The organism is Ferrimonas sediminum, from assembly GCF_900100175.1.
Lineage (GTDB): Bacteria > Pseudomonadota > Gammaproteobacteria > Enterobacterales > Shewanellaceae > Ferrimonas > Ferrimonas sediminum.
Map to the genome: position 1 here is coordinate 26040 of NZ_FNEM01000005.1, position 23957 is coordinate 49996.

General features: G+C 57.8%; 23 protein-coding genes. 8 read left to right on the plus strand and 15 right to left on the minus strand.

All coding sequences use genetic code 11. The features are described 5' to 3' along the window. Positions 1 to 30: 30 nt before the first annotated feature. Positions 31 to 1254: a sodium/glutamate symporter gene (gene gltS / locus BLT77_RS07905; RefSeq protein WP_090364492.1), complete on the minus strand. Its 1224-nt coding sequence runs from the start codon at positions 1252 to 1254 to the stop codon at positions 31 to 33. Between the two features lie 894 nt (positions 1255 to 2148). On the opposite strand from gltS, the gene BLT77_RS07910 reads away from it, so the two are divergent. Beyond that, positions 2149 to 2532, plus strand: coding sequence for a VOC family protein (locus tag BLT77_RS07910; protein WP_090364495.1), 384 nt, complete (start codon positions 2149 to 2151; stop codon positions 2530 to 2532). 163 nt (positions 2533 to 2695) lie between these two features. Here the strand turns inward: BLT77_RS07910 and BLT77_RS20250 are convergent, their stop codons facing one another. After that, positions 2696 to 2866 (minus strand): hypothetical protein, encoded by a 171-nt coding sequence (locus tag BLT77_RS20250; protein WP_176819234.1) that lies wholly within the window; start codon positions 2864 to 2866, stop codon positions 2696 to 2698. Positions 2867 to 3067: 201 nt separating this feature from the next. Here BLT77_RS20250 and BLT77_RS07915 point away from each other — a divergent pair, with 201 nt between their 5' ends. After that, on the plus strand, positions 3068 to 3760 hold the full coding sequence (locus tag BLT77_RS07915) for a M15 family metallopeptidase (protein WP_090364497.1): 693 nt from the start codon (positions 3068 to 3070) through the stop codon (positions 3758 to 3760). A gap of 72 nt (positions 3761 to 3832) precedes the next feature. On the opposite strand, the gene BLT77_RS07920 is transcribed toward BLT77_RS07915, so the two are convergent. From BLT77_RS07920 to BLT77_RS07945, 6 genes are all read right to left on the minus strand, one after another. Then, on the minus strand, positions 3833 to 4717 hold the full coding sequence (locus BLT77_RS07920; RefSeq protein ID WP_090364499.1) for a DUF7281 domain-containing protein: 885 nt from the start codon (positions 4715 to 4717) through the stop codon (positions 3833 to 3835). Between the two features lie 40 nt (positions 4718 to 4757). After that, on the minus strand, positions 4758 to 6005 hold the full coding sequence (locus BLT77_RS07925; RefSeq protein WP_090364502.1) for a hypothetical protein: 1248 nt from the start codon (positions 6003 to 6005) through the stop codon (positions 4758 to 4760). Next, entirely contained in the window at positions 6005 to 6634 is a 630-nt protein-coding gene (locus BLT77_RS07930) for a condensin complex protein MksE (RefSeq protein ID WP_245709897.1), read from the minus strand. The genes BLT77_RS07925 and BLT77_RS07930 overlap by 1 nt, the downstream gene beginning before the upstream one ends. After that, a complete protein-coding gene (locus BLT77_RS07935; RefSeq protein ID WP_090364504.1) occupies positions 6631 to 10344 on the minus strand; it encodes an ATP-binding protein in 3714 nt (1237 codons plus the stop codon). The genes BLT77_RS07930 and BLT77_RS07935 overlap by 4 nt, the downstream gene beginning before the upstream one ends. A gap of 179 nt (positions 10345 to 10523) precedes the next feature. Further along, the gene (locus BLT77_RS07940) at positions 10524 to 10874 is read right to left on the minus strand and encodes a putative quinol monooxygenase (RefSeq protein ID WP_090364506.1); all 351 of its coding nucleotides are present in this window, start codon (positions 10872 to 10874) and stop codon (positions 10524 to 10526) included. A gap of 203 nt (positions 10875 to 11077) precedes the next feature. Continuing rightward, the gene (locus BLT77_RS07945; RefSeq protein ID WP_090364508.1) at positions 11078 to 11998 is read right to left on the minus strand and encodes a LysR family transcriptional regulator; all 921 of its coding nucleotides are present in this window, start codon (positions 11996 to 11998) and stop codon (positions 11078 to 11080) included. A gap of 164 nt (positions 11999 to 12162) precedes the next feature. Here BLT77_RS07945 and BLT77_RS07950 point away from each other — a divergent pair, with 164 nt between their 5' ends. Beyond that, complete coding sequence (locus tag BLT77_RS07950) at positions 12163 to 12612, plus strand: DoxX family protein (RefSeq protein WP_090364510.1); 450 nt, start codon at positions 12163 to 12165, stop codon at positions 12610 to 12612. 52 nt (positions 12613 to 12664) lie between these two features. Continuing rightward, positions 12665 to 13612, plus strand: a complete 948-nt coding sequence (locus BLT77_RS07955) for a glutathione S-transferase family protein (protein WP_090364512.1) — start codon at positions 12665 to 12667, stop codon at positions 13610 to 13612. A 98-nt stretch (positions 13613 to 13710) separates the two neighbouring features. Here BLT77_RS07955 and BLT77_RS07960 read toward each other — a convergent pair whose 3' ends face one another. Then, on the minus strand, positions 13711 to 13881 hold the full coding sequence (locus tag BLT77_RS07960) for a type 1 glutamine amidotransferase family protein (protein ID WP_218126917.1): 171 nt from the start codon (positions 13879 to 13881) through the stop codon (positions 13711 to 13713). A gap of 558 nt (positions 13882 to 14439) precedes the next feature. Here BLT77_RS07960 and BLT77_RS07965 point away from each other — a divergent pair. The 3 genes from BLT77_RS07965 (at position 14440) to BLT77_RS07975 (ending at position 19030) form a co-directional block, all read left to right on the plus strand. Beyond that, entirely contained in the window at positions 14440 to 15156 is a 717-nt protein-coding gene (locus tag BLT77_RS07965; protein WP_090364514.1) for a 4Fe-4S dicluster domain-containing protein, read from the plus strand. A 6-nt stretch (positions 15157 to 15162) separates the two neighbouring features. Then, complete coding sequence (locus tag BLT77_RS07970; RefSeq protein WP_090364516.1) at positions 15163 to 18228, plus strand: molybdopterin-dependent oxidoreductase; 3066 nt, start codon at positions 15163 to 15165, stop codon at positions 18226 to 18228. Between the two features lie 238 nt (positions 18229 to 18466). After that, positions 18467 to 19030, plus strand: a complete 564-nt coding sequence (locus tag BLT77_RS07975; RefSeq protein WP_143026584.1) for a hypothetical protein — start codon at positions 18467 to 18469, stop codon at positions 19028 to 19030. Positions 19031 to 19049: 19 nt separating this feature from the next. On the opposite strand, the gene BLT77_RS07980 is transcribed toward BLT77_RS07975, so the two are convergent. The 5 genes from BLT77_RS07980 to BLT77_RS08000 all read right to left on the minus strand — a co-directional run bounded on the left by BLT77_RS07980 (position 19050) and on the right by BLT77_RS08000 (position 22801). Then, the gene (locus BLT77_RS07980) at positions 19050 to 19325 is read right to left on the minus strand and encodes a hypothetical protein (protein WP_090364520.1); all 276 of its coding nucleotides are present in this window, start codon (positions 19323 to 19325) and stop codon (positions 19050 to 19052) included. A gap of 99 nt (positions 19326 to 19424) precedes the next feature. Next, complete coding sequence (locus tag BLT77_RS07985; RefSeq protein WP_090364522.1) at positions 19425 to 20420, minus strand: hypothetical protein; 996 nt, start codon at positions 20418 to 20420, stop codon at positions 19425 to 19427. Between the two features lie 121 nt (positions 20421 to 20541). Beyond that, positions 20542 to 21285 (minus strand): spermidine synthase, encoded by a 744-nt coding sequence (locus BLT77_RS07990; protein WP_090364525.1) that lies wholly within the window; start codon positions 21283 to 21285, stop codon positions 20542 to 20544. A gap of 114 nt (positions 21286 to 21399) precedes the next feature. Then, positions 21400 to 21837 (minus strand): tellurite resistance TerB family protein, encoded by a 438-nt coding sequence (locus BLT77_RS07995; protein WP_176819235.1) that lies wholly within the window; start codon positions 21835 to 21837, stop codon positions 21400 to 21402. 43 nt (positions 21838 to 21880) lie between these two features. Continuing rightward, on the minus strand, positions 21881 to 22801 hold the full coding sequence (locus BLT77_RS08000; RefSeq protein WP_090364529.1) for a LysR family transcriptional regulator: 921 nt from the start codon (positions 22799 to 22801) through the stop codon (positions 21881 to 21883). A 118-nt stretch (positions 22802 to 22919) separates the two neighbouring features. Here BLT77_RS08000 and BLT77_RS08005 point away from each other — a divergent pair, with 118 nt between their 5' ends. Continuing rightward, positions 22920 to 23558 (plus strand): NAD(P)-dependent oxidoreductase, encoded by a 639-nt coding sequence (locus tag BLT77_RS08005; RefSeq protein ID WP_090364531.1) that lies wholly within the window; start codon positions 22920 to 22922, stop codon positions 23556 to 23558. Here the strand turns inward: BLT77_RS08005 and BLT77_RS08010 are convergent. Continuing rightward, positions 23555 to 23887 (minus strand): cupin domain-containing protein, encoded by a 333-nt coding sequence (locus tag BLT77_RS08010; protein ID WP_342707527.1) that lies wholly within the window; start codon positions 23885 to 23887, stop codon positions 23555 to 23557. The genes BLT77_RS08005 and BLT77_RS08010 overlap by 4 nt on opposite strands. Positions 23888 to 23957: the final 70 nt, after the last annotated feature.

A 23957-nucleotide genomic window follows, 5' to 3' on the forward strand; every position in this document is an offset into this window, starting at 1 on the left:
ACGCTGGCCCTTTTTTATCGCAATCCGGTGTTAACGCAGAAAGCTGACGTAGGTCTGCAACACAATCAGGTTGGTGATATCAATGAAGAACGCGCCCACCACCGGCACCACCATAAACGCCTGGGGCGATGGACCGTGATGGGACACCAGCGAGCCCATGTTCATCACCGCCGTCGGGGTCGCGCCCATGCCGAAGCCGCAGTGACCGCCGGAGATGATGGCCGCATCGTAACTGCGCCCCATCACCTTAAAGGTCACAAAGTAGGCAAACATACCCAGCACCAGGGTCTGCACACACAGAATCACCAGCATCGGCAACGCCAGATCCAGCAAGTCCCACAGCTTAAGGCTCATCAGCGCCATGGCCAGGAACAGCGACAGCGAGATGGTACCCAGGGCATCGACCGTTTCCTTGTTGATCTTGTAGACCTTGCTCACTTCACACAGGTTGGTGATCACCACCCCGACAAACAGGGCATAGACAAAATCGGGGATCCGCAACCAGGCGATGCCCAAACCGTCAACAAAGGTTTTAATGTAAGCGGCACTGGCCACACACAGCAGCAGGATAAACAGCACTTCGATGCTGTTCTTGGCGGTGATGCGATCCTCTTCATGATCGCTGTAGGTCACCAGATCCGGGTGCTCGATATGGTGGTTCTCACCATCACCAAAATCCGATTTCAAACCATGTTTGCGAATCAGTCGCTGAGCAACCGGACCGCCGATGATCCCCCCCATCACCAGACCAAAAGTCGCCGCAGCCATGGATAACTCCAACGTCTGCAGTCCGAACTCGCTGGCAAAGGTCTGCGACCAGGCCGCTCCGGTGCCGTGGCCACCGGACAGAGTAATGGAACCGGCAATCAGGCCCAGCAGCGGATCCAGTCCCATCAGCGTGCTCAGTCCGACGCCGACGCTGTTCTGAATCAGGATGAACACCGTCGCCAGACCCAGAAACAGGAACACCCGCGAGCCACCCTGGGCCAGCAGTTTAAAGCTGGCCGCCAAGCCGACGGTGGCAAAAAACATCTTCATCAGGGTGCTTTTGATCGCCAGTTGGAATTGCAGGTCAATGCCATACTGATGCATCACGGCGATGATGCTGGCCACGATCAAACCGCCCACAATAGGCTCAGGGATGTTGTACCTCTTCAGTACCGGCACCTTGCCATTGATAAAGTACCCGAGGAACAGCACCACAATGGCGATCAGTAAGGACTCAAGTTCATTAATTACAATCACTGAATTCATTAGGTCTTCTTTTCTTACTGTTACAAACAGATTCACAACCCGAAACACCACGTCCACAGCGCCGCCGGCCACGATGGCGACAGGTAAAAACGGAAATCCATTTAGAGAAACGACTGGCGACAGGGAACTGTGCCGAAGTTAGCCGAATTGGCCAACGTTCCGGCTGACTGGCGTATGCGGCTTAGCCGCCGCCGTCAAAAAAGAGGAGGTGAATCTTCATCATCATGGTAGTAATTTTACCGACAACCTCCGACCTTGACCATATTGCCATCGACCGGCAGTTGGTGTAGGCAGCCCCTGGCAAGCCACTGCGGGATGCAACAACACCTGGTCAGACGTGAACAGCCATCGAAGAGTGTTGCGCCAACGTTAGTGCCACGCTGCGCAACTGGGTGCCCAAGTCTGGTTCAGCCTGGAGGACGGCCTTAACACGGCTACCGTCATTGCCGTGAGTTAAAGAAAACAAAAATGCGCTACAAATCAAAAGCATATACCCACTTATCCAGAATCAACTCCACCAATCGCCGCCGAAGGGTAAACACCAGGTTACGGACGGGTTGCATTGCGGATTTTTTGGCAATAAAACCGGATCCAGATAACAACTCTGCAGAAACAGACGCTCGAGTGCGCAAAATTTCATCCATTATCTCGTAATCTTTCAAAATTGATGACCCATTGACCACCCCTCGTTACCGAAACCGCACTCAGACAGGCAAGATTCTGACCACCGTAGGTGCCCGTCCCCCATGCGCCCGCCGTTAAAACCAAGGCGGCCAGAAACCGAAACATTCGATTTTGAAGAACACACCCTCCTGATAATTTCACTTATGTCGCCAGTACACATGGATAAAATGACCGCTTCAGAAGTTCGAATTCCAACAGGCAGTAAGAGTAATGTTCAAACGTATCGATCACATCGAGATCGTCCCCAAAGACCCGGAAGCCACCATCAATTTCTATGTGGAGATACTGGGATTCAAGCTAAAAAGCCGAACCACAGTGAATCTCGAACCGATGACAGAAGTGATCTTCCTCGAGTTGGGCGACACCAGGATTGAAGTCATTGCCGTCAAAGCACCACAACCGACAGTCGACGCACCATGGCGAGTCGGCTACCGGGCCATCGCCCTCGAGGTGGAAGATATGGCACAAGCGGTGGCCCACCTCAAAAGCCACAACGTCGCCTTCGCGGTAGACCCCCTGGACGTCGGGGGCTCGCTGCGCGGCGAGATCCATGACCCGGACGGGCTCATTATTGAACTGCGTCAATGGATGTAACCAGGCTATGCTCACCCTGTTGAATCGATCGGCCCTTAGCAAGCCAGCACCGTTTTATCCGGATCCGGAACACACCAATGCCTACCTCGGATATTGGACATCCAGCATCAGTGCCCTGTTGATCCCGCCCTGGCCGTAAAACCGAGGTACTCCGACTCAAGGCTCAGAAACCACACTGCCAGCCAGCAGGGCTGACTGGCATCTGCTGGTGCCCGGGCTGGCCTTCATCCCCTCCCCCCATGGCGATGATGATCGGCTTGCAGGTCACGTCGCCGGCAGCCCTACCTTCGAGGCTGGTGCCCCCCTCTGCCAGACCGTTCGCAGTAGGCTGCATACCATGAATGAAATGACCGCGACCGCATGATTTCGGCCCTGGCAGCCCCCGTCATGGCAACAAACCATAGCCGCCACATAGTAAATAAGTGATTGATCTTGTCCACAATATCGCCACCCTACCTCAGAGCAACGCACGTGTGAGTATCGGTAACCCTCAGATTCTGGCAGACTACAACGAAACAACCATGGAGAAGCTATTGTGCTGACCCAATCCCAACTCATGGGCCTAGAACAAAACCACCTGATGGAGGTGGAAGACCAACTGCTGGAATGCCGCACCGCCGTGGCGTTCCGCCAGATGCAGGAAGCCGCCAGCAAGGTCGGGCTGGATCTGCAGTGTGCATCGGGGTGGTGCAGCTTCGATTCTCAACTGCGCGCCTTCAATGGCAAGGTGATGGGAAAACAGCCTCTGGTCGACGAAGAGGGACGGCCACTGAACCCGGCAAACCTCAATGACAATGAGCTGCTACGGGCCATTCTGACCTGGTCTTCTCTGCCAGGCACGTCACGACGCCACTGGGGCAGCGACTTCAATTTCTACGACGCCAACGCCATTCGTCGTGACAATCTCAAGCTGGAACCGCTGGAGTACCGTGGTCGCGGTCCCAACGGCAAACTCAACCGCTGGCTGGATGAGCACATGACCGAATTTGGTTTCTTCCGCCCCTACACCAAGAACCTGGGCGGTGTGCAGCCCGAGCCCTGGCACCTGAGCTTTGCCCCCGTGGCCTTGCCCGCCCTGGCCGCCTTCGACGAGCGCGCCCTGGCGGAGCACCTGAAACAGAGCAAGTTGGCACTGAAATCCCATATTCTGGAGCGGCTGCCCGAACTGCTCCGCCGCTACTTCTACCAGGTGACACCGGCGCCGGCGGCTACGCTGAGAAACCGCTAACCCGCTCCTGGCGACCAACAACGAAAACGCGGCTTGCCGAATGGCAAGCCGCGTTTTTTTACTGCCCGGTTGCTATTTAATTGCCCGCAGGGCCAGCGCGACGTCATGGGCCAGCAGGTGCTCCTGGGTACGGGTCTGCCGCTGCTTCGCCATCGAGTTCAATGCAGGCTGAGCCCACCGGGCGTCAGGCGACTTAGACAGCCACTCCACCTGCTTTTGCTGATCAAACCAACGCAGCTCAGGTCCCTCCAACTCCTGCCAACCTGGAACCAGGATCTCCTGCCACAGCGTCGAGCATGGCAGCATTGCTTGCACGGCCCCACTCTGGTGAGCGATGGCCAAACCTGCAGGATCAAAATCGGCAAACACCACCCGCTCACATTGGTCACTTAGCGCATTAAAGCACTCATACGCCGTACCCGTATGAGTGTGCCGTTTGATGTCTCCACGGTAGAGGAACAGGGCATCGCGCAGGCATTGCGGCATCATCAACCTCGACAACGCCGTCATCACCGCCAGGTTTTCAACCATCACCAGGTGGCTGTGCTCCAAGGTATCGATCTCTCTCCAATCCAGATCGATGCCAGCACAGGAAATTTCCGGTAAAGGGTAACTATTGCCATTGATCTTTAGTGACCCCAGGGTGTTGAATTTAACCAGGTGTCGACTAACGGCTTCAGCACGGGACTTTTCATCATTGCGCCGGGCGGCCCACTCTTCCCGACTGCGTATCGCCGGAATGAAATCGTCGCTTTTAGGGTGGGGTAGCCCATCCCGCTTCAGCTCTTGCGAGAGATAAAAGCAATCATCCAAAGTAAAAACCAGCTTTCGCCTCTGCTGCCGACCAAATTCAGGATAGAGGTATCGAAGCTCGCGGGCATGCACCCCGTAGGGCACTTCACCCTGCCCTTTACCAAGCCAACCTTGCACCGTTCTCGCCAGCGGCACACTTAGCATATCAACCCCTTGTTTCCACTCTAACTGTGCCCCAGCCCCCCTAGGCCGACACTCTGATCACAACGTCGCTGTAGGTAAAGTTGTTGTTGGTGCCCGCCACCAGCTGCTCCTCCATCTCCATGGCAAACAGCTGCTGCTGCTGAGGAGACAGGTTGCAGTAGTAGCCAAACACCAGCTCAATCCAAAGCTGGGGATCCAGTTGCCACTCGTTGCTGAGCCAGGCCGGTTGCTGCCCCTGCCAGTGCTCCAGAGCGGAAAGGGCCCCGTCCCGCATCACCGCCAGCTCAAAGAAATGCTCCACCTCATCCAGTACCCAGTCACTGAGGTAGGCCAGGGTCTCCAGGTTGTCGCTTTCCACGCTGACGCCATCCCTGTCGGCCACCACCGGAGTGGTCGGCTGCTGGCGTCGCAGATGCTGGACAATCTCGATCAACTCCTGCTCGACGGCGCTGCTGCGCACATCCACCAGCCCGCCCATCTCCATCGCCGGCGCCAGTTTCAGCTCCCGGGGCAGATCGGTGGCAAAGGCCAGGTCATCGCGCAGCTCATACTCAGGATGCTTACGCAGGAAGCGAGCCATGCCCCGCAGCTGGTTGGCCTGCTTCACCTGGCGCCGCAGGCGGAACAGGCTCTGACGCATCTTTTCGATGATGTGCGCCAACCGGCCCAGCACCATACGAAACCAGTGCACGAAGCCGGTGATTTTACGGGCAAACTCGGTGGGTGCACCGTCAAAGATCCACTGATAGCAGGTCTCAGGGTCAATCTGTTGCAGTTCGTTGAGCAGCTTCTGGGCGTAATCCAGCGCCTTCTGGTTTTCCCGCACCTTGGCGGCCAGGGTCGCCACAAAGCCAAACTGGCTGGAGATGGCGTAATGCATGTTGTCCAGGCTGGTGTTGAGGCTGTCTCTGGCGTCAAACAGCAGGTCGTCAAGCTGGTCGAGGTAATGATCGGCGTCGTCCATCTGGCCACCGATGAGGGAGTCGCGATAGTCGATGATCACATCGTCCATGGCGTCGATAACCTTGCCCATGTCGGTCAGCTGGCGATAACCGCTCTGCTGGCGCATCAGCTTGTTGAGCAGCCGCTTCAGATCGGCGGTCAGGCGATAGTTGCCCGGCTCATCATCGGGACGCAGCAGCTTGGCTTTCTGCAGGTTGCGCAGCTGGCCTTCGTTGTCCTCATCGGCGCTGACGGCGCCAAAGACGTAGGCCTGGGACAACAGCTCATCGGCCTGTCCCATCTGTCGCAGCAGCGCGGCGACCTGATTGCTGTCATAGAGGCTCATTACAGCAACAGCTCCTCTTGTGGGTCCGGCTCCTGCACTTCCGGCAGCTCCAGCTTCTCACTGTCGTTGAGGAACTCGATCAGCAGATAGATCAGATCAAAGCGGGCGGTGGCGTACCAGGTGTTGCTGCCCGGGGCATGGCGCACCAGATACCCCATCTCCTCCAGCTTGGCCAGCACCGTTCCCAGTTGGTCACGAATCTCCACCCGGTTGGTCTTAAATGGCGCCATGGTCGTCAACCGGCGCAGCTGCTCCGACAGGGTCTGATCGTGTTCGAACGCCTCCAGCAGCGACGTGAACTTGATGCTGTCTTTGGCGTGCAGCGGCGCGTCGTGACCGGTGGCCCGCAGCAGCATATCCAGCCACTCCACCAGCGGCCGGAAATGGCTGCGCACCGAGCTGAACAGCTGACTGATGGCGCGGCGGTTGCTGTCATCGATACTGTCAAAGGTGCAGTAGTAGGCCCCGGCGGCCTCAAAGTGGGTCAGGCTGCGGTCCAACTGGCTGAGAAATTCATGCACCCGCTCGGCGTTGGCCGGTGCCTGTAGATACTCGAAGTGATCCGGATAGGCAGTCTGACAAATCACAGCGCCGGACAGCAGGGTTTCTACGGTAAGTTTGAAGATCATTGTCCGACTTCCTCGGTTTCAGGCTGTTCGCGGCGGGCACGGCTGGCCAGCAGTTGTTCCAGTTTCGACAGCGGCACATGGGCGCTGTAGATTTTGCTGTCTTTGAGTTTGTAGTGGGTCTTGTACAGCGCCAGTACCTGACGATCGGTGGAGGGGGACGCCGACAGCATCTGAATGTGGTTGTCGTTGAACATCCCCAGCAGCAGTTCGATGTTTTCCGCCGCCAGTTCGCCCAGTTCGTCCACCGGCAAAATGATGGTGCTGGGGCGTTCGCCGTCGCCGCGCAGCATTCCCAGCAGGCCGGCAAACAGCGACAGCATCGCCAGATAGGAGAGGCCGGTGGAGCTGACCTTCTTCAGCTGGCGGGCATTGCGGGCCCGCTTCACCTGACCCTTTTCGGTGATCACAAACTCCAGGTCAAACAGATCGTTGTGCTCCAGCTCCAGGCCCTCGGCCGGCAGCACCCGGGCCAATTCGCGCATGGCCCGAATCAGCTCCTCCGGAATCTCGGCCACGCCGTCGCGCAGTTGATCCCGCGACTGCTCGAAGCAATCGGAGAAGCTGCGCAGCGGCTGCCAGTATTCCAGCTGTTCCAGTTTGGTGACGGTGCCGACACTGATGTCCGCCAACGCTTCGAACTTGGCCAGGGCGGTCACCCGCTCCGACAGGTTGCGGCCCACGGATTTGATCCGGCGATCGAAGTTCTCCAGGTGCTGGTAGAATTCGTTGATCATGGTGGCATTGACGATCACCAGCTGGCCGGTGGACTTGGCCAACTGAGCGGCACTCTGCAGCAGATCACCAATGGGCATCCGGTACTTGAGCACGGTTTCACAGCCATCGAAACGGTCGTTGTCGGCCACCAGCTGGGTCCAGGTGTCAAACAGACTGCTCTTGCCGTGTTTGGTACGCAGCACATTGGAGAAATGGCTGATCTCTTTGGTCAGCTTCTTCTCCAGGTGGCTGAAACCCTGATGGTTCTGCTCGATAAAGCCAGGCAGCATGTCCGCCTGGTAATTCTGCAGTTGCGGATTGCGGCCCGGTTCCAGCCCCAGGGGTTCGCACACCGCCTGCACCCGAACCAGCCGAGCCAGCAGGTCATCACACCGTTCCTGCTGCTCTTTGTTGCGCTTTAGCACCGCCTTGTGCTCGGCCTGCTGCTGGCCAAACCGGCTGCGGGCCTGCTCCAGTTCGCTGCGAGCCTGGGACAGCTGCTGCTGCAGTTGCAGCACCTCGGTGGCCAGCGGCTCCCGCTGGTTGTACTGGCTGGACAGGAAGTGCTGGTACTCGCGGGCTTTCTGCTCAAAGCTGGCGCAGTTATCCAGCGCCTGTTGCAGCTGCTTGCGTTCCTGCATCCGCTTGTCGATCTCACCATCGGGATCGATCTTGTCCAGCGCCTGCTTCTGCTGTTTCTTGTAATCCCGACGCCGCTCCTTGACGCTGTCACGCAGTGCCTCAAGTTGCTGAGCCAGGGTCTCCAGCTGGCTGTCGCGATCGGTTTCCAGAATCAGGCGACGCTCCAGGGCGGCGTTGTGCAGCTCGTGCAGCTCCTCTTCGCCCTGCTCTTCCAGCTGTTCCAGTTTGTGGCTCAGTTGCTCCTGCTGCTTCTGCAGCTGCGTGTGTTCTTCCTCCAGCTGCAGCCGCTGCTGCTTAATGCTCTCGTCGGCCTGAAGCTGCTGGCGCTCCTGCTGCTGCCTGAGCTGGTCGATCTCGGCACTGGCACGTCGCTCCTGCTGCTGTAACTGGCCCAGTTGGCTCTGGTGCTGCTCCAGTTGGCGCCCAAGCTGCTTCAGCAGCTCATTAAGCTGCTCAATCTGTTCATTCTGCTGACGGCACTGCTGATCCAGGGCTTCCAACTGCTGCTGTTGCTCCGCCTCGGTCCGGGCCAGCGGGTTGTTGTGCTGCAGCGGGCTCAGGTCCAGGCGCACACCATACAGGCTCTGAAGACCTTCGCCACTCCAGCCCGGGGCCAGATCGGTGCGGGCCAACAGCTCCGGGGACAACAGGGTACCGATGGTCTGCTTCCAGTCACTGGCCTCGCTGCGGCTTTCTAAAAACGCCTGCAGAGAGCCCTCTTGGGGATGCAACTGTTGCTCCAGCGCCTGGTGCTGGGCCTTGAGTTCATCCAGGCGACGCTGTTCGGTGCTCAGTCGACCGAGCTGCTGATCCCGCTGGCGCTCCAGCTGGGCGCCGTTATGCCGTTCATCGGCCATCAGCCTCAGCATCTCATTGTGACGGCTCTGCGCCTCACCCAGAGACTGAGCGGTGAGTTGTAACTGCTCGGCCACGTTGGCCGGCAGGCGGGGATTAGCGCGGTTTTCTGCATTGACGCGTTGAGCGTGTTGCAGCTGCAACTGCTCGTCTTTGAGCCCCAGGCCCTGAGACGCCAGCCGCTGCTCCATCTGACGGCGGTTGGCCTGGTACTGCTGCTCTACCTCCGCCAGCTTGTGGTTGTTCTGTTCACGGATGTCGGCCATCTGCTGCTGCTTCTCGCCCTCGCCCCGGGCCAGTTCCAGATCCAGCTTACCCAGCAGCTCTTCGAACTTGCGAGCCACCTTGGCGGTGTCACCTTCAAAGCTCTCGATGATGCCGTTGACCTCTTTCAGGCGCTGGCTGAAGGTCACCTTTTCATCGGCACGCAACTGGTAGGAAGCGGCATCGTCATCGTCGTAACGCTGCTTGTCATCATCCAGGCGCTCAATGGTGATCTGTTTGGCGTGCAGGCGGTCGCTTTCAGTGGCAATGGTTTGCTTAAAGCCGGTTTCGGCGGCGTCAAACTCCCGTTCCAACTCCCGCAACGACTCACGCTGGCTGGCTTTCTCCTGCCCCAACGCCTTAAGCTTATCCTGCAGCTCGATTTGCTGCTCATCGCACAGCGCCAGCAGATGACGCAGCTGGCCCAAAAACTCCTCCAGCTCGCTGAACTGCCCCTGCCAGCGCTGAATCTTATCAGCCACCGCATGCACTTCGCGGCTGGCCTGAATGTCGCTGAGCCAGCGACCAATCTCGTCCTTATTCAGCTGCATCTGCTCGCGATTGTCACCGGAACGGCTGCGGGCCAGGTAGTCGGCGGCAATGGCCACCAGCATCTTCTTGACCGCCTCGAAATCGAGGTTCTTCTCGATGGTGCCGTTAACCACCTTGTCGATGTGGGGCATGGCGACGTTGCCGAAACTGAACCGGCTCTGCAGCTGACGAATCTCGCTGGAAGCACGGCCGCCGCGCAGGTTTTGAATCACCTGCCGGTATTTGTCTACCCCCAGGTAGTTGGAGCAATAGGTGCCATGGGCGCGCTTGTAGTTGCGCTCAATCTCACCCACCTTAAACGGCTTGTGATCCGAACCGATAAAATGCTGCTGGCAGTAAGGCGCATCGATCAGTTTGTAGTGCACACTGCGACCATCCGATGAGGCCACCATGCAGCACAACTGCGGCTCCGCCAGCCCAGGGCGTTGATACTCGTACACCAGCAAGCTGGACTCTCTGGGCAGGTAATAGTTGGCAAAGTTCTTGGCCTGGTCGACTTTGGAGACGATGTCACCGGGGCGCATGCCATAAAACAGCGGCAGCAATCGCATCAAGGAGGTTTTACCGGCGCCGTTGGTGCCCTCTAACTGTGTGTGACCATCAAAATCGATCTCATTGACCTTCCCTTTCCAGAAACTGTCGATAATGATGATACGACGCAGTCGAAACGCCTCTTGAGCCATAGGAGATACCTTTCAAAACCGGGGACACTCTGGCGCAGGGCCAAAGTCAGACACTAAGCGGGTTAGAGTACCGTAGCCTAGGGGCGGGAACAACAAATTGGCGATGGCGCAGGCCCGGGAGTCCGCCGACTGATTCCAAAATCATCAGTCGGAGGCCGAATTTGGGCTCTCGAATGCCCTTACCCGAACTGCGGTGCGTCGTAATCCGCCGGCTGGTCACTGTAGACACAGACATTGGACTCGGCCACCAACCCCTCTTCGGCCACGCAGTGGGCTTCAAAGAACGCCTGAATCTCGCTGCGCTGACAGTGGGCGGCAAAGGCATCGTGATCGGCCCATATCTCATTAAACACGATGGGATAGCTGTGGCCCTGAGCAAACGGGCTGTCGATATGGCGAGTAACGATGTACTGCAGGCAACCCGGCTCCCTCAGGGTGTTGGGCTCCAAGGATTGCAGCACTCGGAACAACGCCTCCTCTTTGCCGGGCTTGGGGCGAAACTGGGCAAGACAGTAGATACGCTGTGACATAAGTTCCCTCTTAATCAATCAACCAATACCGTTCTACTGTATGCCTCCCCGGACCGGGATGCCAGTCGGTTTGGCTCCCACACCGGCAACCCAGGCCCACCGGCCAGGTGAAGTGGAGGTTCAATCCATTGAATACCGAGTTCAGCGGCACCGCCGGACACGAACGGTACGGCATCCATCTCGCCAACCCACGTCCGGTAATTTTAGGATGGCGCGGTCGACTTCAGCGCCAGTCCCTGATCCCAGGCCGGGGGCGACCCAAAATAGCCATCGATAAAGTCGATGAAGCAACGCACCTTGCTGGCCAGCAGTTGCCGATGAGCGTAAATGGCATAGAGCCCCATGGGGGGCGGAATATGATCGTGCATCAGCGTCACCAGGCTGCCATTGGCGATAGCGGGAGCGGCGATAAAGGTGGGCTGTAAGGCGATTCCCGCGCCCTGAACTGCCGCTTCCACCAACACGTCACCATTATTGCAACTGATGCCACTTTCCTTCATTCGAGCACCGTCACGCTTATCCAGCGGAATGTTGTCATCGCTGTAGCTGTACTTCAAAAACTGGTGCTGAGCCAATTCACCGGGAGTACGTGGAGTGCCATGCTCTGCCAGATAATCCGGCGAAGCCACCAACACCAGGTTAATGGGAGCTATCTTCCTGGCAATCATCGAAGAGTCCTTCAATTGACCAATACGAAGGGCAACGTCAAACCCCTCCTCGACAATATCCACCCTGCGATCGTTAAGGTGCAGGTCTATCTGAACCTGGGGGTAGGCTTTGCGAAAGTCACTCAGTAGCCTGGGTAGATGGCGACTGGCGAAGGAAACCGGAGCACTGATGCGCAATAACCCCCGAGGACGGTGCTGCAGCTCACCGAGTTGGCTCTCCATCTCCTCAATCTCCACCAACACCTGCTGGGCCCGCTGATAATAGCCACCCCCCGCTTCGGTGAGGTTGACTCTTCGGGTTGTGCGGTTAAGCAGGCGAGTGCCCAGGCTCTGCTCAAGCTGGGAGACATACTTACTGGCCAGTTGCGGTGAATGGCCTAAGCGCTCCGCCGCCCGGGTAAAACTGCCCTCCTCTACCACAGCAACAAAGGTGCGCATCGCCTCCAGCCTATCCATTCTCTCACTCCCATGACCATTTCTTTAGCTTAATTATCTACGCAGTGTTGATAATAATACAACAACAGCCCCGTATATCCCCGCCAAGTAGAAAGTTAATCTACTCCCAACTGCTGAGGCGTCTGGTTCGCCCGGCGCACATCCCCAAGCCCGAGGAACAGATTATGAACAATCACTTTGTGAAAACCCTTTTTAACTCTAACGCCGGTGCCGCCGCCCTGGTTCTGCGCGTCCCCACTGGCATCATTTTGGCCGCCCACGGTGCCCAGAAACTCTTCGGCTGGTTTGGTGGTTACGGCCTCGAAGGAACCGGACAGTGGATGGCCAGCATCGGCCTGAGCCCCGGTTACCTGATGGCCCTGATGGCAGGCAGCGCCGAATTCTTTGGTGGCCTTGCCCTGCTACTGGGACTGCTGACCCGCCCGGCGGCACTGGTCACCGCCATCACCATGCTGGTCGCCATGTTCAGCGTTCATATCGGTAATGGCCTGTTTATGAGCAATAACGGCTACGAATATGCCCTGACCCTGGCAGTGATCGCGACGGCCCTGGCCATTCAGGGAGGCGGCCGCTTCGCCCTGGACAACCTGATTGCCCAGAAACTCAATCGCTGAAACCAATGACGGTGGCGGGCCCGGCCCGTCTCAACTCTTTAAGGAGAGCACCATGTTGATTGACGGACGTTGGACAGAAGATTGGCAACCGGTACAGAGCAAGGACGGTGAGGGGCGCTTTATCCGCCAAAGCTCCTCCTTTCGCCACTGGATAACCCCGGACGGCGCCCCCGGGCCTACAGGCAATGGAGGCTTCAAGGCCGAAGCCGGCCGCTATCACCTGTATGTGGCCTACATCTGTCCGTGGGCCTCACGGGTACTGATGACCCTGAAGCTTAAGGGCCTGGATAAGCTGATCAGTGTCAGCGTGGTCAACCCAAGGCTGAGCGAACAGGGCTGGCAGTTTGGCGGCTACCCCGGTGCCACCGAGGACAGTCTCCATGGCGCCCGCTATCTGCACCAGCTCTACACCCGTGCCGATAGCCAATACACCGGCCGGGCTACGGTGCCGGTATTGTGGGACAAACACAGCGACACCCTGGTGAACAATGAGTCGGCAGACATCATCCGTATGCTGGGCCGTGCCTTCGACCACCTGACCGGCAACACTCTCGACCTCTATCCCCGGGCCTTGGCCGACGAGATAGACACCCTGAGCAGCCAGCTCTACACCGAGCTCAACAACGGCGTCTACCAGGCCGGGTTTGCCTCTAGCCAACAGGCTTATGAGGAGGCTTACCACAAGGTGTTTGCCATGCTCGACCAGCTGGAGACACGACTGGAGGATAGCCGCCCCTATCTGTTTGGCGACAGACTGACCGAGTCGGACCTGCGCCTGTTCGTGACCCTGGTGCGCTTCGATGCCGCCTATTTCGGCCTGTTCAAGTGCAACCGCAACACCCTGAGTGCCATGCCCAGGCTGCGAGACTACATGCTGCGAATCCTGGCACTGGAGGGGGTGGCCGACACCATCAATCTTGACCACATCAAGGCGGGTTACTACTCGGTCAAAGCCCTGAATCCCAACGGCATCGTGCCCCTGGGTCCACAATCACTGTAACCATGGAGAAATTCATGACCCGGCAGTACGACAGCTTCTATCTCTCCCACGGCGGCGGCCCCATGCCGCTGCTGGGAGACCCCGGCCACCAGCAGATACTAAGGTTCTATGGTGAAGTTCCAGGCACAGCGTACCTTAGGTCTCAGCCCCACGGTCACCAGTTCAACCGGTTCCAGCCAGTAGGTGGTGGTCCAGCCAAAGACATCGGTGAAGGCCGCGGCCTCCAGCTCCTCGAGTCCCTGGCAAAGAAACAGCATCACTCTTTTCATCTTTCTATCTCAGATTCAATTCATTGAGTCAGTCTGCTCATGGACAAAAAGAAAAAACGGGAGTGAATGCACAAAGGCGGGGGTGAAGAAAAAAAATATCCAACCATCACACTACTTCTTAGACTTATTAACCGTAGATATAAACACACCAAAGTAGGAATGGGTCTTAAATAGTTTTCCCACAAATGAAAAATTGCTTTTCCCATATCTCTGCAATCTCTATCCCGGCACAATGAGGCAGAGCAAAAGATCTTTAGCATCAACAATTTAATCAAAAGAAAAACCTTTAGCGATATTTAAAAAATGCATTTCCCGCCCGGGTAAATTCAGCCTGAAATTCACAATTATAAAAATTCAAAATCTTGGCGTGATGAGGCTCACACCATATTTAATTTGGCCAGGCATATACTGAATCCAACGAATGAATTAAACCCATTCATTCTACGTCCCTTAGAGATATTTCTAAGCAACCAAACTATTTGTGCCTCTATATTAAATCGGCGCAACTGATCTCACATGCGAGTATTTCTCCTTAAGAAATACCATCAGGAGCGAACCATGTTAGATAGAAGATCGATACTGAAACTGATGGCGGGGGGCGCCCTGAGCGTCGGTTCCCTCTCCTTTATCTCCGCCGCCGACGCGGTGGCCGCCATCCGCGCCAAGGGTGGCAAGCATCTGGCCATGGTCGTCGACCTGCGCCGCTGCAACGGCTGCAAGGCCTGTGTGGTCTCCTGCGGTAACGAAAACGGCAGCCTGCCCAAAGAGAACCGAACCGCGGTTTACCAGGCCAGCTCAGAGGTTCAGGGCAAGCCCTACGCCTTCAACCTGCCGCTGCTGTGCAACAACTGCGACAAGCCCAGCTGCGTCGAGATCTGCCCCACCGGCGCCACCTTCAAGCGGGAACAGGATGGCATCGTGGTGGTGGACTCCACCGAATGCATCGGTTGCGAGATGTGTATCGAGGCCTGTCCTTACGAGGGGGTTCGCTTCGTCAACTCCAACACAGGCACGGTGGATAAGTGCAACTTCTGTGTGCAGCGCACCTCCCGCGGCCTGCTGCCCGCCTGTGTCACCACCTGTACCGGTGGCGCCCGCATCTTCGGTGACATCAACGACAAGAGCAGCGAGATCGCCAGGGTGCTGGAGCAGGAGAAGCCTCTGGTACTCCAGGCGGCCAACAACACCCACCCCAATGTGTTCTACATCGGTCTGACCGAAGCTGAGAGCAACGCCCAATTCAGCCTGAAATTCCCCCAAGAGTGGCAGAGGTAACCCATTATGGATCGTAGACAATTCCTCAAGGCCGGCTCAGTCGCGGCCCTCTCCGCCTCCGGCGCCGCCAAAGCAGCCCAGGCTAAGACTCCCACCGGCGACAAGGCGCTGGAGAAATTTGCCCCCACCTCCCTGAAACCTGAGTTCCAGGTGGACGGCAAGACCATCAAACCCGCCCCCGGCCAGCGCTTCGCCTTCTCCAAGTGCTATGGCTGCTTCAACGTCTGTGGCGCCCGGGTCAGCATCGACGAAGCCACCGATCAGGTGGTGCGCGCCTGGGGCAACCCCTACATGCTCACCAGCAACACCGAGCCCTTCAGCATGTCCGTGCCGCCCAAGGAGGCGATGTTCCGCCTGGCTGCCGCCAGCCAGTACAACCAGGACAACGCCGCCACCCTCTGTGGCCGGGGCAACGCCGTGCTGGACGCCTTCAGCAACAAGCACAGAATCACCCAGTGCCTGAAGCGGGTGGGCAAGCGTGGTGAGAACAAGTGGAAGACCATCTCCTATGAGCAGATGATCAAAGAGGTCACCGAAGGGGGCAACCTGTTTGGCGAAGGCCATGTGGACGGCCTCAAGGCGATCCACGCCAACCCCAACTTCGCCAACCCCCTCTACCCGGACTTTGGCCCGGTGAAGAACCAACTGCTGGTCTCCACCTCCACCGAGCAGGCGAACCGCTGGGACTTCATGCACCGCTTCTCCCACAGCGCCTGGGGCACCCCCAACGTGGGCAACAAGGACTCCTACTGCGGCCACCAGCAGGTGGCAGGCTGGGCCCTGGGCTGTTTCGACGCCGTGGATGAAATTGCCCTACCCACTACGGATTTCGAACACTGCAAGTTCGCCCTCTTTATCGGCACCAACCCCGGCCTGTCCGGCAACAGCCTCAACTCCGGCTCCCGCCGACTGGCCAAGGCCCGCGCCGAACGTGGCGACTTCAAGTACGTGGTGGTCGATCCCTTGCTGCGCTCTTTGACCTCTGAGACCGACGCGGACAACAGTGAATGGGTGCCAATCCGCTCCGGTGGCGACACCGCCCTGCTGTTCGGCATGCTGCAGTACATCATCAACCACAAGCGCTACCGCAAGCACTACCTGGCGGCACCCAGCCAGGCGGCAGCGGACAAGCAGGGTGAGGTGAACTACACCAACGCCACCTATCTGGTGGTGAAGCAACCGGGCCACCCGCTGCACAACCGCTTCCTCACCGCCGAGGCGATGGGCCTGGGCAGCGACGAGGTGAAGATGGTGCGCCGGGAAGGCGATGGCCAGCTGGTGACCAGCGACAGCGACCAGCAGGCCAGTCTCTACTACCAGGGCGAGGTCAAGCTGGCCGACGGCAGCAAGGTCAACGTGGAAACCGCCTTTGCCCTGCTGAAGAAGCGGGTCAATGAGCACAGCCTCGAGGAGTACGCCAAGCACAGTGGTGTGCCCGTGGCCAAGATCCAGGAACTGGCCAAGGAGTTCACCTCCCACGGCCGCCAGGTGGCCATCGAGACCAACACCGGGTGTAACGCCACCGACGGCGGGCAGTGCACCTTCGCCCAGGCGATGCTGGCCACCATGGTGGGTGCCCACAACGCCAAGGGCGGCCTGAACCACATGACCGGCGTCGGCTTCGGCATGATGTACGAGATCTTCGACGGCCCGCTGTACAAGCTCAACGACTTCCACCATGTGGAGCCCGAAGGCTTCAACGCCGAGCGCTCTGGTGACTATGAGCAGAGTGAAGAGTACAAGGCCAAGCTGGCCCGGGGCGAAAACCCCTACCCGGCCAACCAACCCTGGAACAACACCTTCGTTCAGGACAACAGCGGCGAGATGCTGGTGGCCCACGCCAATGCCAACCCCTTCCAGTTCAAGGCGTGGTTCATCTGGTCCACCAACCCCATCTACAACTGCTCCGGCCTGGAGGATCAGGTGGTGGACTCCATCACCGATCCCAAGCAGTTGGGACTGATCATTGGCATCGACCCCTACATCAACGAAACCAACGTCTACGCCGACTATCTGGTGCCGGATCTGCTGCAGTATGAGCAGTGGATGTACTCCCGCATGTGGGGCAGTGAGTACGTCGGTGATGTGGCCACCGTGCCTGTGATTGAACCCAAGACCGTTAAGGACGCCAAGGGCAATCCGGTGTGCATGGAACAGTTCATCATCGACGTCAGCAAGAACCTGGAACTGCCCGGCTTCGGCAACGATGCCTTCTCAGACGCCAAGGGGCGCCGCTATGGCCTGCACGTACCCCAGGATCTCTATGTACCCCTGTTTGCCAACGCCGCCCACTCCGGTGAGGTGCTGCCCTCCCCCACCCAGGAGGATATCCAGTTCACCAGCGTCGACCGCATCCAGGGCGAGTTCGCCAAGCGACTCAAGCCCGAGGAGATGGGCCCCACCCTGTATATGCTGACCCGAGGCGGCCGTTATGAGCAACTGACGGAGCGTTACGATGGCGAGTTCCTCAACCCGGCCATCCGCATGGATGTGCAGTTCCAGATCTACAACGAGGCGCTGGCCCAGGTGAAGGACTCCTACTCCGGCGAATACCTGGATGGCCAGCCCACTTTCGATGTGGACCGCTTCTGGGACGGTTCTGCGGTGCGGAATCACTGGAGCGAGGAGCAGTACCCCTTCAGCTTCTCCACCTTCAAGCCGCAGCTGCGCAACGCCTACTCGGCCCAGCTGCCCAGGCTGACCGCCCTGGGTGAGGCCAACTTCATCCAGATGAACGCCGAGGATGCAGGCAAGTACGGACTGAAATCCGGTGATCGGGCACAGCTGTTGTCACCCAAGGGCACCACCCTGGAGGGTATGGTCCAGGCGGACGACACCGTGGCCAGAGGCACCATCTCCGTCGGCATCGGCTTCGGCCACAGCCAGTTCGGCGCCCAGACCATCAGCATCGATGGCACCGAGATCGCCGGTCAGCCGGAGCGTGGCGGCGGCATCAACCCCAACCCCTTCAACGTGGTCGACCCCACCCGTAAGGGCGCCAGCCTCTACCGGGATCGCACCTTCGGCTCCACCTGCCGTCATGGTGTCCCTGTGGGCATTCGCAAAGTGTAAGAGCAAGATCTAAGAGAACGGGCTTGAACAGGGAGGTTCAATTCTCTTAACGCAAAATCCGGAGCCTGGCTCCGGATTTTTTTATTCCTCGACACCATTCCAAATGGTAGCCCCACTGTCAGGAGACTCCAACAGGTCATTGGGCCGAGTCCCTATGAAGCAGAGGTTGATCTACTGCGGTAAAAGCCGCTGAGCTTTGCCGTAGAATAGGGATAAAACATCGGGAAGGTATTTGAGTATGAGAGGAAGCTCACTGGGCATAATGGCCTTGATGACGGTTATTTTCACCTTCCCTTCCTGGGGGGGTGTTTACTGCACTGACAAAAACTGGAAAACCGGCACCGAACTCTATAAGAAGTACGAACAGCGGTACAACAACCTCTCTACTGACTTCAACCAAAGCCTGGAGTACCACCGAAAGTTTGAGTTTCTATCAGACAACTTCTCTGGGCAGCAATTAACCCGAGCCTGGCGAGACAATCCCGAAAAAATGACGCCGGTTATTGAACAATATCGGCAAGATCTGTTTTCACAGGCAGACACCTTCGCAAAGCTTCGCCAAAGGAGTTTGCAGGTGTCCAAAGGCCTGAAAAAATCCCGTGACCTTTGGAAGAAGCTGGCCGATTACTGTTATGACGAGGATAAATACCAAGACTACAAATCTGGCAGAAACAACATGCGTAAGATCATAGATACCCTGAAGATGGCCAATGAGCTTGTCGCCAAGTGCGACAGAATAAAACTCGTCTATCTGAAAGAGGTCGGCTTCCTTGCAGATATAGAGCGCAACCGCCGCCTGTAGCTTGCCCCAGCCCTACCATTCAGCTCAGGCCCAATGATCGATTAAAGGTCTCTCGCTTTCCCATAACCCCCGCCAGGAAGCCCAGCATGGTTAATCCCAGCCACACCATGGCACCGATGAGTCCCCCCTGAACGACAAAGAGGATGGGGCTTATGAGGATGATCATCAGGGCGATGGGCAGGCTGAACCCCACGGTCACAAAGGGAAAAATGGGAATAAGCACCAGAGAGATGAGGTAGCAGAAGGCCAGCCAGCCCAGGGTTATCTGCTTAATGATGGAATAGTTTGGTGTCATCTCGTCCGCCTTAGATCCAAGCCTGACTCCAGAGTAACACCCTCATCGAGGGCAAAAAAGGGCGCCGGTCGGCGCCCTCTGGATCAGTGAAATCCGGCGCTAACTGCCGATGTAGGGAGCCAGCTTGGGATCGGATTTGAGCTCATCGAGCAACTGATTCTCCTCCTCACTGCGACTGGCCTTGCCCTGAAGTTCGTTGTGGCGCTTGAGCCGCTTAAAGGTGGTGTAGGCCTCCAGGGTTTCCCTCAGGTGCACCAGGGCCTGAGTCCCCTTGCTGCCCTTACCCAGCTCTATCTCGGTAAGCAGGGTAGCCATACTCTGATTGATCTCAAACTCAGGCGCACTGGGGCCGTCCCTGTCGATGCGGATCACGCAGTAGCTCTTCTCCTGGTAGAGCTTGTGGGTGCCCTGGTCCTGATAGTAGATCTTGCGATCAGACCCTAACAGCAAGGAGGAGGCGTCCACACTCGAGGCGAAACACACCAGCAGCCCGGGCTGCAGATGATCGAAGGGCTGGTTCGCCGGCTTGTTCACCGACAACCGAATCTTGCCCTTGATCAGTTCATCGTGCTCATCCAGTTTGTCGACCAGTGCCGCCATCGCCCTGCCGACTCCGGCGGTGAGGCTGGCGTAGGGGGCAAACACCGGAAACGCCAGGGCAAAGGCGCTGGTTGAACCATCCAGGGCCTGATTGAGCTGTTGCTGGGCGTCATCCCGCAGGCCATCTTCGTCGTAGATGTTCAGTTGCAGGGCGATCTCACCATCGGACTCACGGAAGTCATTGGTGGCAAAGATCTCAGGGTGAAACGCCACCGGCTCCCAGGTTTTCTCCGGCACATCCGGCCTGTAGAGATGAAGCTTGGTGATGGGGGGCTTTTTGCCGATGCGGAAGCGACTGGCGATCACCAGATCATTGCTGCCCTTAGGCCAGCCATCCTTATCGTCCCTGACCCAGGCGCCCTCGACGGTCAGACGCAGCTTGTTGGCGTCACGGAAATAACGCTGATTTCCGTCAGCCATGGGCGTTGAGGGGGGAAGAAGCGAACCGTAGCCATCGATCAGATTGGGGTTAACGTACCACCATTTGGCTTGCATAACAGACCTCCTGTCCGTATTGATTGAACCTCAGTGGAGCTCGCCAAATCCGTCGGCGAGCCAACTAGTTCTAGACCAAAAACACGGGTCAATCAACGCGGTCTGCAGGTCAGTGCGAGTATCAGTCCCAGGGCTCAAGCCGACCCAGGCTGTCGGCCAGGGGGTAACCCAGCTTGGGAGCGAGTTGCTGGGCTTTTTCTCTCAGTTGGGCCAGGGAGAGAGTCTGGGAGGTACGCCCCGCCAGAATCACCAGGTTGCCGTCTGCGGTCGGGCAGCTGTGACAATGAGGGAAGTGGGCCGCCAGCGCGGTTTTAAGGCCATCATGGTAGCGATGTTCCTCCCAGCAGTTCAGCACCAACATGCCCTGCTCTTTGAGCAGAGCGGCGGCATCATCGATAAAACGGGGCTGCAGCTGCACGTCATCCACCGCATCGGCGCCATAAAGATCGGCAAACAACAGATCCACTTTCTTGTGCTCACCGGCGGCCAGAAAGGCGCCGGCTTCCTGGTGAACAATATCGATGCGTTTACTTTGCGGCATGCGAAAATGGGTTCGCGCCATCTCTGTCACCAGGGGGCGCAACTCGACGCCGGTTATCTTGATCCCCTTGACCGCATGCACCAGCGCCGAGATCAGGCAACCTCCGCCGACTCCGAGCACCAGAGCCCGCTTAGGCTGAACGAACAGCAGCCCCAGCAGCATTGCCCGGGTGTACTCATGCTGCAGCACCCAGGGCTGCTTGGTAATGATGCGGCTCTGCTCGTCAGACGGTCCGAAACACAGCAGTCGCTGTGATCCCTGCTCAATCACCTGAACCTGGCCCCAGTCATCACGGCCGTCAAAAAGTATGCTATCGCTGTTCATGCTGCCCTCATCAATAAGGCGCGCATTATGGGGGAGACGCTCCGAGGACTCAAGGGAAGACCCGCACACGCAGGCACCTGCTGTTGCCGCATTACATGCTGTTGTCCGGAAGCATCAACGCTCGCCGGTGACCGCCAGTTTGGTCTGAATAAACTCGCTATGGCGCAAGTACAGCAGCTCCGACACCTTGCGAATCATCGCCTCTTCATGGGGCTCGAGGGTATTGTCTTCATACGCCACCCGCCACAGCCCTTCAACCAGTTGCAGTTTCTGCTTCAACTTGAGGTTTTTCTTCACCACATTGGTAAAGTTATGGATGGAGTTGGCCTGCTCGGTCTGCACCAGCGCTTCCTCAATCAACTCCCTGGCTTCCCGATCCGACAACTGGTGCAACCCCTTTATCAGGTGCCACACCGCCTCTTTCTCTTCATGGCTGATGTGAGAATCTGCCCGGGCCACCTCCAGCAACAAGGCAGTACTGGCCAGCTCCACGTTCAGCGCCTCGGCACTGCCTGGCTGGTCAGTAAACAGTGATTTCAATCGACTGATCATAAACATCGTCTCCTGCGTTAACCTGATTTTTGACCCTGAGTTCCTACTCGGGTTCCCGAGCACCGGTGGACGCGAGAAAATAGCGCTTCACTGCCGCGATCACCGCCTCCACCTTTTCAGTTCGATGACGATCGGGCGTCACCATGAAAAACGGCAACCCGGATAACTGCCACCCCGGCAGCACCGGCAGCAACTCCCCCCGCTCCAGTGCATTACTGGCTTCGTGGTCAGGCAACACTGCCAGCCCGAGCCCCTGGCAGGCAAACCGGTGTACCACCTGCAGGTTATTGGTCTGAATTTTTGGGGTAATCCTCACCCGCCGTTGCCCCAGCGTCGAATGCACCAGTTGCAGACGACCGTCACGGTGAGTCTGACTTTGCACCAGAAACGCGTGCTGCTCCAACGCCTCCGGTGTCTCCGGCGTACCGTGCGACTCCAGATAGGAAGGCGATGCACAAAGCCGGGACGGAAATTCACACACCGGTGTGGCCACCAGGGTCGAGTCCTCCAGCGGTCCGGCCCGAAACGCAATATCGAGACGATTCTCCACCATATTCAAACACTCATCGGAGGCCAGCAGGGTCAGAGTCAGTTTCGGATGCTGGGCCAGCAGGGGCGCCAGTGCCATGGGCAACTGTCTGGCCGCCAGTCCCACCGGCGCTGTCATTCGAACCTCACCGGCCAACTGATACCGCACCGCCGCCAGCGCCTGTTCCGCTTCCTGGGCCGATTGCACCATCTGCTGACAGTGATGGAAGTACGCCTGTCCAGCCTCGGTAAGGCTGAGTTTGCGGGTAGAGCGATGCAGCAGGCGGGTATCCAGTTGAGTTTCCAGATGCCGAATCTGCTGGCTGACCGCCGCCGGCGTCATCCCCAGAGACTGGGCGGCACGGCGCATGGCCCCCTCCTCAATAACCCGAACAAAAATGGCCATGGCTTTCAGTAGATGAATCGATGTGTGCATCGTCCCGCCAATTATATAGCTGAGCTTAATAAAGTAAGTGGATATTGGGGGCTAATCAACAAAACTCTCGAGAGTTATCTTATCAATCAACGAAATCAGTCCCTCTAGGAGAACCACTATGAAGCTGTTTATCATTGGCGCCACCGGCTTTGTCGGCCAGGCTCTGGTTAAGGAAGCCCTGGCTCAGGGCCATCAGGTCACCGCCCTGGTTCGCCAGGCCGGTAAGTTAACGCCCCACTCGGCCCTGACCGAAATCAGCGGCGATGTGCTGGATGTCCAGGCGACTGCCGCCGCAATGGCTGGCCACGACGAGATCCTCAGCGCCTTTAACGCCGGCTGGAACAACCCCAACCTGTACCAAGACTTTATCTCCGGCGCCAACGCCATTGTCGAAGCCGCCACCTTAAGCGATGTGCGTCTGCAGATGGTCGGCGGAGCCGGCAGCCTGTTCGTGGCCCCGGGCGTGCAACTGGTAGACACAGACGGCTTCCCAAAGGAGTACCTGCAAGGCGCCCGGGCCGCCCGCGACATACTGACCCAACTGCAGCAACGCAGCGATCTTAACTGGAGCTTTGTATCACCTCCGGCATTGCTGGCACCCGGCGAGCGAACCGGCACTTTCCGCGTTGGCGGCGACAACCTGCTGATGAAAGGCGATGCGCCCGCCAATGTATCCGTCGAGGATCTGGCCGTGGCAGTCGTCAACGAAGCCAAACTGCGCCAACACAGTTGCTGCCGCTACACCATCGGCTATTAACCGGTCTGGCACTCTGTCCAATGCACCGCCAACCAGACCGTGGTCTGATCCGGGTCAGTCCAACTGACCCGGTGTTTGCGGTGTGCTTCGAGCAGCAAATGGTCTCCCGGCCCCATCACGACCCTGCTGCCATCCTCAAACACTATCTTGGCCCCGCCGGCCACCACCAACACCCATTCATGCTGATCCTGGTCATACCATTTCCCCGCGGGCGTCTGCTGCCCTTTTGATAAGATTCTTTCGATTTTTACCGATTTGGCATCGACCAAAGTTTCAAACAGCTCATTTGTTAAGTTTTGTGGCAGGTTCGTTAGCAAATTTTGCAGCACATTGTTTCTCCTTTTGATTTCACTTACTGCGATCGCCACAGCAGTGAAATGCCGCTGTATAGTGCATCCG

Bases quoted from the DNA above. Each gene is read 5' to 3' on its own strand.
- gltS (WP_090364492.1), bottom strand. From the start codon at position 1,254: ATGAATTCAGTGATTGTAATTAATGAACTTGAGTCCTTACTGATCGCC.
- BLT77_RS07910 (WP_090364495.1), top strand. From the start codon at position 2,149: ATGTTCAAACGTATCGATCACATCGAGATCGTCCCCAAAGACCCGGAA.
- BLT77_RS20250 (WP_176819234.1), bottom strand. From the start codon at position 2,866: ATGCAGCCTACTGCGAACGGTCTGGCAGAGGGGGGCACCAGCCTCGAA.
- BLT77_RS07920 (WP_090364499.1), bottom strand. From the start codon at position 4,717: ATGCTAAGTGTGCCGCTGGCGAGAACGGTGCAAGGTTGGCTTGGTAAA.
- BLT77_RS07925 (WP_090364502.1), bottom strand. From the start codon at position 6,005: ATGAGCCTCTATGACAGCAATCAGGTCGCCGCGCTGCTGCGACAGATG.
- BLT77_RS07930 (WP_245709897.1), bottom strand. From the start codon at position 6,634: ATGATCTTCAAACTTACCGTAGAAACCCTGCTGTCCGGCGCTGTGATT.
- BLT77_RS07935 (WP_090364504.1), bottom strand. From the start codon at position 10,344: ATGGCTCAAGAGGCGTTTCGACTGCGTCGTATCATCATTATCGACAGT.
- BLT77_RS07940 (WP_090364506.1), bottom strand. From the start codon at position 10,874: ATGTCACAGCGTATCTACTGTCTTGCCCAGTTTCGCCCCAAGCCCGGC.
- BLT77_RS07945 (WP_090364508.1), bottom strand. From the start codon at position 11,998: ATGGATAGGCTGGAGGCGATGCGCACCTTTGTTGCTGTGGTAGAGGAG.
- BLT77_RS07950 (WP_090364510.1), top strand. From the start codon at position 12,163: ATGAACAATCACTTTGTGAAAACCCTTTTTAACTCTAACGCCGGTGCC.
- BLT77_RS07955 (WP_090364512.1), top strand. From the start codon at position 12,665: ATGTTGATTGACGGACGTTGGACAGAAGATTGGCAACCGGTACAGAGC.
- BLT77_RS07960 (WP_218126917.1), bottom strand. From the start codon at position 13,881: ATGAAAAGAGTGATGCTGTTTCTTTGCCAGGGACTCGAGGAGCTGGAG.
- BLT77_RS07965 (WP_090364514.1), top strand. From the start codon at position 14,440: ATGTTAGATAGAAGATCGATACTGAAACTGATGGCGGGGGGCGCCCTG.
- BLT77_RS07970 (WP_090364516.1), top strand. From the start codon at position 15,163: ATGGATCGTAGACAATTCCTCAAGGCCGGCTCAGTCGCGGCCCTCTCC.
- BLT77_RS07975 (WP_143026584.1), top strand. From the start codon at position 18,467: ATGAGAGGAAGCTCACTGGGCATAATGGCCTTGATGACGGTTATTTTC.
- BLT77_RS07980 (WP_090364520.1), bottom strand. From the start codon at position 19,325: ATGACACCAAACTATTCCATCATTAAGCAGATAACCCTGGGCTGGCTG.
- BLT77_RS07985 (WP_090364522.1), bottom strand. From the start codon at position 20,420: ATGCAAGCCAAATGGTGGTACGTTAACCCCAATCTGATCGATGGCTAC.
- BLT77_RS07990 (WP_090364525.1), bottom strand. From the start codon at position 21,285: ATGAACAGCGATAGCATACTTTTTGACGGCCGTGATGACTGGGGCCAG.
- BLT77_RS07995 (WP_176819235.1), bottom strand. From the start codon at position 21,837: ATGATCAGTCGATTGAAATCACTGTTTACTGACCAGCCAGGCAGTGCC.
- BLT77_RS08000 (WP_090364529.1), bottom strand. From the start codon at position 22,801: ATGCACACATCGATTCATCTACTGAAAGCCATGGCCATTTTTGTTCGG.
- BLT77_RS08005 (WP_090364531.1), top strand. From the start codon at position 22,920: ATGAAGCTGTTTATCATTGGCGCCACCGGCTTTGTCGGCCAGGCTCTG.